Origin of the sequence: uncultured Desulfovibrio sp. (assembly GCF_944324935.1) — a bacterium.
GTDB lineage: Bacteria > Desulfobacterota > Desulfovibrionia > Desulfovibrionales > Desulfovibrionaceae > Desulfovibrio.
Genome location: NZ_CALUYG010000063.1, coordinates 1 through 10,399 on the forward strand (window position 1 = coordinate 1; position 10,399 = coordinate 10,399).

The window sequence follows — 10,399 nt, forward strand, 5'->3', positions numbered from 1 at the left end:
TGTTTGCAAAACAACTGTCATGGGGCTTTCGTTTTTTGGCAAGCCCTCTGTTAACTTTCAATTTACAATCTGCCGAAAAAAGCCCCCTCCTTTCCCCCGCACCCCCTTTCCTCCCGCAAAAACTCTTGCTCTGGAGGATGGCAGGGAGAAGCTCCCCGCGACAGCCGTCCTTCGGCCGCAGGTCCCCCGGCAGCAGGGCAAAAACGCCCCGCACACGCAGGCGTTCCCTTCCCGGCACGGCTCGTGTCCGCAGGTGACGGGCGCTCTTCTCTTCATGGCACGACGGGCAGGAACCGGGGAAAGCTCATGTGTCACGACGGCGTGACATTCGCGTAATAAGGCGCGTTTGGGGAGGAGATGGGGAGCTGGGGGGAAGGGGCCCACTTTGCGCGCTGGCGAGCGACCCAGCGGGCGACCCATAAGGCCGTGCCCGTCAGGCGACGCAGGAGCCTTACGGGCATCGGCAGCAACGCAAGGGTTCCCCCTTCCCCCCAGGAAACAGCAGATAGCGTATCAGGCCTTACCCGCCGAGGTAGGCTTCCTTGACCTTGGGATCTTCCAGCAGTTCCTGTCCGGTCCCTTCCAGCACCACGCGGCCCACTTCCAGAATGTAGGCGTAATGGGCCACATTGAGGGCCGCGTAGGCGTTCTGCTCCACCAGCAGGACGGTCATGCCCTGCTCATTGATACGGCGGATGATGTTGAAGATCTCCCGCACCAGCAGCGGTGCCAGTCCCAGCGAGGGCTCGTCCAGCATGAGCATGTCCGGCCGGCTCATAAGGGCCCGGCCCACGGCCAGCATTTGCTGTTCGCCGCCGGACAGGGTACCGCCCTTCTGCCAGAGGCGTTCGCGCAGGCGGGGGAACAGTTCGTACACGCGCTCCATGTCCTCCCTGATGCCCTCGCGATCGTTGCGGATATACGCGCCCAGCTTCAGGTTTTCCTCCACTGTCAGATGCGGCAGGATGCGCCGCCCTTCCGGGGAGAGGGAGATGCCTCGCCGCACCATGTCCTCCGGCTTGAGGCCCATGAGGGAAACGGGCGTATCTCCTTCCTTGCGGGTGAAGGTCATCTCGCCGCTGATGGTCTTGTTCAGTCCGGCGATGGAGCGGATGATGCTGCTCTTGCCGGCGCCGTTGGCCCCCACCAGAGTAACGATGCTGCCGCGCCTGATGGACAGATTCACCCCCTGCACGGCCTGGATCCCGCCGTAGCGCACATGCAGATCACGAATTTCAAGCATTGTTCACCTCGTCCCCCAGGTAGGCGCGAATCACTTCGGGATTGCGGCGGATGGCGTCAGGGTCGCCCTCGGCGATGAGGGAACCGTATTCCATGACCCAGATATGACGGCACACTCCCATGACCACCTTCATGTCGTGTTCGATGAGCAGGATGGTCAGGCCGAATTCGTCGCGGATATGGCCGATGAAATGCATGAGATCCAGACTTTCCTGGGGGTTCATGCCCGCCGCGGGCTCATCGAGCAGCAGCATTTTCGGTTCCGTGGCCAGGGCGCGGGCGATCTCAAGCCGGCGCTGTGCCCCGTAGGGCAGGCTGCACGCCTTTTCGTCCTTGTAGGCGAGCAGATCCAGCCGCTCCACCAGCCGCAGGGCCTTTTCCCGGATGGCCTCTTCCTCCCGGTAGTACATGGGCAGGCCCAGCGGGGCCATCCACCACGGGCAGCGGCGGCGCACATGACAGCCCACCATCACGTTTTCCAGCACCGACATCTGGGCGGAGAGCCGGATGTTCTGGAAGGTACGGGCGATGCCCAGCCGGCAGACGCGGTAGGGGGCAAGCCCCTTGATGCTCTTGCCGCCAAAGACGACCTGCCCCTCCTGCGGCGTGTAGAAACCGCTCAGGACGTTGAACAGGGTCGTCTTGCCCGCGCCATTGGGCCCGATGACGCCCACGATGCTGCCGCGCGGGATGGCCAGGGACATGTCCGACACGGCCGTCACCCCGCCAAAGCGCATGGTGACGCCTTCGGCGCGCAAGAGGATGTCGTGCGAATCGCTCATGCCTTCTTCCTCCCCAGGCGGCGCAGGCTCTTCCAGGTGAGCTCCCGTGTGCCCATGATGCCCTCGCGCCGGAACAGGATGATGAGCAGCAGGATCAGCGAAAAGACCACCATACGCATGCCGGGGATGCCCGGGATCTCGAAGAGGCCGAAGTCCATGGGTTCCTCGATGGCGCGCAGCCATTCCAGCAGGATGGTGATGATGCCCGCGCCCAGCAGGCTGCCGGTCAGGGAGCCGAGCCCGCCGGCCACCACGAACATGAGCACGTTGAACGTCAGCAGGAAATTGAACATCTTGGGGTCGATGGTGGAAAGGTGGCTGCCCAGCAGCGCCCCGCCCACACCGGCAAAGAAGGCGCCCAGACAGAAGGAGAGCACCTTGTAGTTGAAGACGTTGATGCCCATGACGTTGGCGGCTATCTCATTGTCGCGTATGCAGCGCAGCACGTTACCGAAATTGCCGAAGAGCAGCCGTGCCAGCACAATAAGGGTGATAATCATCCAGACGTAGCAGGTCAGCAGCGTCGCTTCGGCGGGGATGCCCTTGATGCCCAGCGAGCCGTTGGTGACGGAGGACATATTGACGATGAACACGCGGATGATCTCCGCAAAGCCCAGCGTGGCGATGCCCAGATAGTCATCCCCCAGGCGCAGTACGGGCACGGCGATGACGACGGCAAAGAGCATGGCCACCACGCCCCCGGCCAGCACCGCCACCCAGAAGGGCGTATGCAGCACGGAGAAGGGCCAGATAATGGGGTCGAGGATCCACATCATCTCCTTCTGCTCAGGCAGCAGGGTGCAGAGCGCGCCCACATAGGCCCCGATGGCCATGAAGCCCGCATGCCCCAGGGAAAACAGCCCGGTGAAGCCGTAGATGAGATTGAGCGACAGGGCCAGGATGGCATTGATGAAGATGAGTTTGACGATGTAGATCTGGTAATCGCCGATGAGTTCATGGCGCTCCACCAGCCAGAGCCCGCCCCCGACCAGCAGAATGAGCAGGATATTGCCAAGTGTGGTAAGGTTGAAACGCATCAGATCTTCTCCTCCATGCGTTCGCCCAGCAGGCCGGTGGGCTTGATCACCAGCACCAGCACCAGCAGGATGAAGGCGAAGGCGTCACGGTAGCCGGAAAGCTCCGGCAGAAAGGCCACGGTCATAATCTCCACAAAGCCCAGGGCCAGTCCGCCGATGACCGCCCCCTGGATGGAGCCGATGCCGCCGAAGACGGCCGCGATGAAAGCCTTGAGGCCGGGCATGATGCCCATGTAAGGATGCACCTGCGGATAGCGCAGGGCCCACATGATGCCCGAGGCCGCGGCCAGGGCCGAGCCGATGCAGAAGGTGAAGGCGATGATGTTGTCCACGCGCACCCCCATGAGCCGCGTGGTCTCGATATCTTTGGAGATGGCGCGCATGGCCAGGCCGGGTTTGGTCTTGTAGACCACAAAGAGCAGCACCGCCACAAGGATGGCCGTCATGGCGGGGACAAAGGCCGTGAGCGTGGGGATGCGGACCTGTCCGAGCTGCCATTCGGAGATCAGCCATTCCGGCTGGAGCACGGGGCGTGGCTGCCCGGAAAAGACCACCACGGCAAGACTTTCGATGAAGAAGGAAACGGCGATGGCGCTGATGAGCGCGGAGATGCGCGGCGCGTCCCGCAGGGGCCGGTAGGCCACCCGCTCGATGGCCACGCCGATGACGCTGGCCCCCACGATGGCCAGGATGGCCGCCAGCCCCCACGGCCAGCCGTAGGCGAAGGTGCCGAAAAAGACGAAATAGGCCCCGACCATGAGGATATCGCCGTGGGCAAAGTTGATCAGCCGCAATATGCCGTAGACCATGGTGTAGCCGATGGCTATGAGCGCATAGAGCGACCCCAGCGTCAGGGCATTGAAACAGTGCTGAAAAAACATTTCAAGGGTCATGAGGCCACCTGGAACGAAGAGATTTGTCAAAATGCGCCAGCCGGGCCTCTGGCCCGCCTGCGGCGGCGTCCGGCCGCTCTCCCCTCCTGCCGGGGCGCGGTCGTCGGCCCGCCGGGATGTCCGTCCCGGCGGGCCGTGGTGAAAACACGCAAGAAGGTTACTGCTTGGGCGTCACTTCGCCCACATAGACACGCTTGCCGTCCTTGTATTCGATGATGCCCACGGGCATCTCGGCGTCATGCGTGGCGTTGATGGAGACCGTACCCAGCGGGGTCACCAGATCCTTGGTGGCGGCCAGGGCCTTGGTGATGGCCTCGGGGTCGGCGGAACCGGCGCGCTTGATGGCGTCATAGATCATAAAATAGCTGTTGTAGCCCAGAGCGCCGTTCACGTTGGTGTCCTTTTCGGGATAGGCGGCCTTCCAGGCGTCGGTGAACTTCTTGGCTTCCCCGCTCATGGTGGGCATGGTCGGGTCATAGGGGAAGGTGGTGTGCAGGAAGCCTTCGGCCGCCTTGCCCGCCAGCTTCACGGTATCGGGGTTGTCCATGGCGTCGGCGCCCATGAGGCGGAAGGTCGCGCCCAGTTCGCGGGCCTGCTTCATAATGATGGCGCCTTCGGCGAAGTAGGCGGGCATGAAGACGATGTCGGGCTTTTTGGCGATGAGTTCGGTGAGCTGGGCCGTGAAGTCCTGGTCGCCGGAGCTGTACTTGAGGCTGGCCACCACTTCGCCGCCCAGCTTCTTGAAGGAGCGGGAGAAGAAGTTGGCCAGGCCCACGGCGTAGTCGTTGGTCATGTCCATGAGCACGGCGGCCTTTTTGAAGCCGAGGTTCTCAAAGGCATAGGTGGCCGCCGCGGCGCCCTGGTAGGGGTCGATGAAGCAGGCGCGGAAGTAATACTTCTTGCCCATGGTCACCAGCGGATTGGTGCAGGAAGTGCCCACGCCGGGGATCCTGGCCTTTTCGGTGATCTCGGCGCCGGCCATGGCCAGCGAGGAACCGTAGGTGCCGATGAGGGCGACCACCTTGTCCCGTTCAGTGAGGCGCTTCACGGCATTGGCGGCCTCGACCTTGTCGGACTTGTTGTCCACCACCACCAGCTCGATGGGACGGTCAAGCACGGTGGGCATCTGTTTGTGCGCGAGCTGGATGCCTTCCAGTTCCAGCTGTCCGCCAAAGGCGTTCTGACCGGTCAGCGGCAGATACACGCCGATCTTGATCGGTTCCGCAGCCGCAGCCTGGCCGGCAAAGCCGAGCGTCAGGGCCAGCATGGCCAGTCCAGCGAGACGTTTGCCCAACTTCATAGGTGAATCTCCCGTAATTATGGGTGAATAAAATTAATTTGGCGACATACATTCGCCACCTTCGGCAACCTTACACGATTTTTTCCTGTCTGCAAAGCGCTCCGGGCGACCCGCCGAGGCGTGCACGCCCTTCGGGGATGTGCCTGCCTGGCCGCGCCGCGTCCCGCGCGACGCTTCCGGCCCGGTCACCTCTTGACGCTGCGCCCCGCGTGCGTGATGATACGCAGAGCATCGCTTTCGATGCGCCCCGTTCCTTCAGACAAGGTCTCGCATGAACTACGCCGACGATCCCGTCGCCCGGCAGCACGCCCGCAGCATAGCGGCTGTCCTCAGCGACGACAATCACATCATCAACATCAAAACTTTCGTCATCGCCGCCCGCTACCTCAGCTTCAAGGCGGCCGCCAAGAATCTGTGCCTGACGCCCGGCGCGGTGAGTCATCGCATCGCCCGCCTGGAGGAAGTGCTCGGCTTTCCGCTGTTCAACCGGCTGACGCGCTCCGTCACCCTGACCGTGGAGGGCGAGCGCCTGCGCGAGGTGTACGAGGCGGCCCTTGCCAAAATGCGTGCCGAAGTCAACCGGCTGCTGGACAACGAAGGACTGTCGAGCCTGACCATCTACGCGCATCCCAGCATCGCGCTGGGCTGGCTGCTGCCGCGGCTGCCCGGCTTCCAGTCCGCTCATCCGAGCCTGCGGATCACCGTACGCACGGGCAATACGCCGACGGACTTCTCCCACCAGTCCGGAGTCGATGTGGCGCTGTACTACGGCAGCGGGGCCTTCACCGGGCTGGAATCCCGCAAGATCATGGACGAGCTGGCCGTGCCTGTCTGCACGCCGGCCTATGCCGAGGCGCACGATCTGTACGGACGCCCGGAACATCTGGAAAGCTGCACCCTGCTCCATGACTGCGCCCCCTGGCATTACAGCACGGTCACGGCAGAATGGCAGGAATGGGCCGAAAAAAACTCGCTCAAGCTGGACAAGGCCCACAGCATGACGCTGGATACGGCCTACGGCGCGGCGCTGGCGGCCTCCTACGGGCTGGGGGTGGCGCTGGGGCGGACGCGCCTCATGGAGAACCTGTTGCGGGAAAAGCGCCTCATCATGCCTTTCCCGGCCCTGCTGCCGGTCGCCACGGGGCATGCGTATTACGCCGCCTGGCCACGCACGCGCCAGCCCTCGGCCGTACTGCTGGCCTTCCTGCACTGGCTGGCCGGTTCGAAAAGCGCCTGAGGCGTATCGGCGCGCCGGACACATCGCCTTCGCGCCGCTGCCGATGCCCGCAAGGCCCCTCCCCCTTCCTCTGGCTTTTCAGGGAGGAGGGAAGGAAAAAGGCGGCGCGCGCCCTCCCCTTGCCCGCCGGTTCCCCGGAGCCCCCCAAACCGGCCTCCCCCGCCGCCAGAGGGGGAACGCCCCTTTTTGCGCCATTGCCGCCGATAAGGCATGTTCACGTTGCAGGGGTCCTGCCGGCCGCGCGTGAGCGGGCGACGTCCGAGCGCATCTGCCAGGGCATTTGCGTTGCGCCGTGCCGGGATGGATCTGCCTTCCCGGTTTGACGGCATAAAAGATCACAACGTATCCGCCTTGCGCGGGATGCCGGAAGGTGTCCATGCCGGACGCCGGGTGACAGCCGCACGCCGGCGTCACAAAAAAATGCGCTCTGCATCTTGAAATTTCCTTTCCAGGACATACCCTCAGCATAAGAGACCCTCACCTTCCCGCCGTACCGGCAACATGCGCCGAATTCCCAGACGGTCAAGGCGCACCTTCCGCCGGACCGGCACAGCCCTCCGCAAGGGAGCCCTCATGGAATTTCTGCCCCGCACGCTGCTCTATTATATGCTGTCGCATGGCTATTTGTATTCCGCACTGCTGCGCCATACGAAAAAACGCCGCCTTGTCCTGGCGGCGTTTCCGTTTTTCGTGGTCATGGGCCTGTTTCCGTATATCCACGGCCTGTTGCCCGACGGGAGCATGGCGCAGAAGATTTTTGCGCGCACGGGTGCCGTCTGGCAGCCGCTGGCTTTTTTCTGTCTGCTGGCTGTTCTCGGCAAGGATCTCTCCGCCCTGGGAGGGCGGCTGGGACGCGGACGCTCTACCCGCTCGGGGAAGCCGCTCTCCCCGGCGGCACGACGCAAGCTGCTCCTCCTGCTGCTCGTCTGCGCCGGGCTGTACGCTTACGGCCTCCATGAGGCGCACGATCTGAAGGTACGCCGTCTTGAGCTGCCGCTGTCCGCACATGCCGGCGCGCAACGGCTGCGCATCGTCTTTGCCGCGGATCTGCATATTGGCCCGCAAACGGGCATATCCTTCCTGCGGCGGACCGTGGCCGCCATCAACGCGCAACAGCCGGACATCATCCTCCTGGGTGGCGACATCCTCGATGACGCTTTGCAGGGAACCTCCGCCGATCGGGACGCCCTGCGGCAGCTCCGGGCCCGGCTCGGCGTCTTTGCCGTGCTGGGCAATCACGATGCCTTCGGCGGCCATGAACGCGCACTGGCCTTTGTGGAAAGTTGCGGGATCCGCGTACTGGCCGACGAGCTGCTGCCCCTGGGCCCGCTTGCCCTGCTCGGCATAGACGATCCCGATGTGCGCGCCCAGAAGGGAAATACGGATGTTGACGTGGCCGCACTGGCCGCGGGCCGTCCGTGCGGCTCATTGCTTGTGCCGCTGACGCATCGTCCGCACCTGCTGCCGGGCAGCGTCGGCCATTTTGATTTGCAATTGTCGGGACATACGCATGGCGGCCAGATCGGCATAGTCGAGCCTTTGCTGAAGCGGACCTACGGAACGCCCACGGGGCTTTCCCGGCACACTTCCGAGGCGGGGGAAAGCTTGGTGTACGTCACCACGGGCGTGGGCTTCTCCAAGCTCCCCATACGGCTTGGCGCGCCCCCGGAGATCGTGGTCATCGACCTTGCGCCCGCCGCAGCAGACGCCGCCAGACCATAAACAAGCGGGCGGCCGACGCTGTGCCGCCCCACGCATTTTGCCTTTTTCAAGAGCACAACGCTCTAGAATTTGTACATGACGCCCAGGCTGAAGCTGTACTTTTCGCCGGTATCCACCAGAGGACTGTCGGTTATTTCCTGATTCAGGAAAAGCGCCCGGGCCGAGGCAAAGCCGCTGACGTGGTCCGTAAACTGCAACCGTGCCGTCAGGCCGGCGTAAGGCGACAGGCAGCTCTCGGGAGCGTACTCGCGGAGGCCGCTCTGGCGGGACTCGCTGGCTTTTATCCCGTAATAGTAGTCGTTGTAATTGGCATCCGTCCATTGCAGGCCCACCGTGGGGATAAGCGCCACGCGGGCAAGGCGGAAGGGGTAGCTGTAGCTCGCGTCCGCAATGACGCCGTTGCTGTAGCCCAGCACATCCGTGGAGACGGTGGCGGCCACGATGCCGTACGGGGTGGTGATGCGCGTGTTGAGGCCGGCAAGCATGCTCGAATAGCGGTCATCCAGCCGGCGCATGGCCCAGTCGTCGCTGTTGTCGGCGTAGAAGTGCTGCGGCAGATAGGAGACCTGGGCATTGAATTCAAACCAGGACGTCCGGTACAGATGCAGCCCGCCGGATACGCCCCGCAGATAGAAATATTCCCCTTCGTAGCCGAGCAGGGGCAGCGTGCTGCCGGCCAGACGGGTATCCTTGTATTCCGAAGTGATGATCGTGCCGCCAAGGCCGACGTCAAAACCCGACAGCACGGCATTGATGCTGTCGAAAAAGGACGTGCCCTGCCCACCTTCGGCCCGGGCGGGGATGGTCAGGGCCAGGCTGCATGCCAGGCAGAACAGCGCGGCGCGCGCGTATTTCAGCATGATGGACTCCTTGTTTCATCGCCGCCGGGCGCATTCCGGCAGCATGGCCGCCCTGTCCCGCAGGGAGCGGCAGGTGCGGCCGGCGATACGGCAACAACGACAACAGATCTTCTCCGGGCCTTTGACGGGCGCCGCGCGCCGCCGAACGCCCGTGCCACATCGCCTGCCCGGCGTGCGTGGCACATGGCCCGGCAGGACGCGCGGCCGTGCGGGAACGGCCGCGCCCCTTGCCTGTCCAGCCTCTAAATGCGCAGGCTGTCGCGGATATCCTCCAGACGATTCCGGGCAAACATGAGATAGGAAATGATCAGCTCGCCGGAATTGAACGCCGAGGTGATGTAGAGCGGATCATACATGCAGATCTTGTCCAGATACTCCATGGCCGCCCGCATGTTGTCCTCATTGTTCTTGTCGCGGATCTCGGGGTACAGCTCATACAGGGCCTTCACAAAATCCCGGATGACCAGCACCATGCCTTGCGCTTCATAGATGCGGTTATCCAGCGTGGCAAAGGACAGATCCTGCGCATCGGAGAGCAGGCCAAGGGCATAGCCGAGCATATTCTGGCCCACCACCACCGTGAGCGACGCGTACAGATCGTCGGTTCGGCAGTTGTAGACGGCCTTGCCCGCATCCAGATCCGCCTTGTACTTCTCCACCAGCTTCAGCCCCTTGGTGTACTGCCCTTCGGCCGAGGGGAACATGAAGCTGCGCGGGTCGATGGCGAAATTGTTGAGCCGCGCGTTGTACAGGTCCGCGTTTTCGCGGTCATTGGTGCCCAGCTTGGCGATCTCCATGGAATAGAGATCCATGAGCACCTTGGTGGCGTGGTAGACGCCGTATTGCCGGTAGGCGCGGTTATCAAGGAAGAAGCGGTTGAACAGAATATCGTTCATGGTCCAGCCGAACGTGGAATCCAGTTCCCGGCGCAGCTGGTGGGTGATGGCATCGACAAGCAGCTTGCCCTTTTCGTTCTCCGACAGCTGCGCGGCGTTTTCCGGCAGACTGACGGCATCGGGGAAGGTGGTGCGGTCGATCTTTCCGTACAGGGTCTGTGCCCCCCACATAAGAAGAATGATCCCGATAAAGAGGCAGACCTGTACGGCCAGCGTCTTGATGACCACGCGAACCTTGCTCATGGCATTCATGTAAGACTCCTACGTCTGGCGTGTACCGCCCGGCGGCGGGGAAAGTGCATCCACCATAACGAAAAAAGCGGTTACGGGCAATTCCGTAACCGCTTGTTTTCTGTGGCGCGCCCGAAGAGATTCGAACTCCTGGCCTACAGGTTCGTAGCCTGTTGCTCTATCCAGCTGAGCTACGAGC

9 protein-coding genes are annotated in these 10,399 nt (G+C 63.0%); 2 read left to right on the top strand and 7 right to left on the bottom strand.

Annotation, left to right across the window (positions count from 1 at the left end; genetic code table 11):
* Positions 1-520: 520 nt before the first annotated feature.
* From Q0J54_RS11185 to Q0J54_RS11205, 5 genes are all read right to left on the bottom strand, one after another.
* Positions 521-1,243, bottom strand: coding sequence for an ABC transporter ATP-binding protein (locus tag Q0J54_RS11185; protein WP_296305746.1), 723 nt, complete (start codon positions 1,241-1,243; stop codon positions 521-523).
* Positions 1,236-2,024 (bottom strand): ABC transporter ATP-binding protein, encoded by a 789-nt coding sequence (locus Q0J54_RS11190; protein WP_296305748.1) that lies wholly within the window; start codon positions 2,022-2,024, stop codon positions 1,236-1,238. Before Q0J54_RS11190 ends, Q0J54_RS11185 begins: the two co-directional genes overlap by 8 nt.
* Positions 2,021-3,061, bottom strand: a complete 1,041-nt coding sequence (locus tag Q0J54_RS11195; RefSeq protein ID WP_296305750.1) for a branched-chain amino acid ABC transporter permease — start codon at positions 3,059-3,061, stop codon at positions 2,021-2,023. The genes Q0J54_RS11190 and Q0J54_RS11195 overlap by 4 nt, the downstream gene beginning before the upstream one ends.
* A complete protein-coding gene (locus Q0J54_RS11200) occupies positions 3,061-3,954 on the bottom strand; it encodes a branched-chain amino acid ABC transporter permease (RefSeq protein WP_296305752.1) in 894 nt (297 codons plus the stop codon). Before Q0J54_RS11200 ends, Q0J54_RS11195 begins: the two co-directional genes overlap by 1 nt.
* A 157-nt stretch (positions 3,955-4,111) precedes the next feature.
* Positions 4,112-5,254 carry an ABC transporter substrate-binding protein gene (locus Q0J54_RS11205; RefSeq protein WP_296305754.1) on the bottom strand — a complete coding sequence of 381 codons (1,143 nt, stop codon included), beginning with the start codon at positions 5,252-5,254 and terminating at the stop codon, positions 4,112-4,114.
* Positions 5,255-5,525: 271 nt separating this feature from the next.
* On the opposite strand from Q0J54_RS11205, the gene Q0J54_RS11210 reads away from it, so the two are divergent.
* On the top strand, positions 5,526-6,491 hold the full coding sequence (locus Q0J54_RS11210) for a LysR substrate-binding domain-containing protein (protein ID WP_296305756.1): 966 nt from the start codon (positions 5,526-5,528) through the stop codon (positions 6,489-6,491).
* 573 nt (positions 6,492-7,064) lie between these two features.
* Positions 7,065-8,213 (top strand): metallophosphoesterase, encoded by a 1,149-nt coding sequence (locus Q0J54_RS11215; RefSeq protein ID WP_296305758.1) that lies wholly within the window; start codon positions 7,065-7,067, stop codon positions 8,211-8,213.
* 62 nt (positions 8,214-8,275) lie between these two features.
* Here Q0J54_RS11215 and Q0J54_RS11220 read toward each other — a convergent pair whose 3' ends face one another.
* On the bottom strand, positions 8,276-9,073 hold the full coding sequence (locus Q0J54_RS11220) for a MipA/OmpV family protein (RefSeq protein WP_296305760.1): 798 nt from the start codon (positions 9,071-9,073) through the stop codon (positions 8,276-8,278).
* Positions 9,074-9,315: 242 nt separating this feature from the next.
* The gene (locus Q0J54_RS11225; RefSeq protein WP_296305762.1) at positions 9,316-10,221 is read right to left on the bottom strand and encodes a DUF2333 family protein; all 906 of its coding nucleotides are present in this window, start codon (positions 10,219-10,221) and stop codon (positions 9,316-9,318) included.
* Between the last annotated feature and the right edge of the window lie 178 nt (positions 10,222-10,399).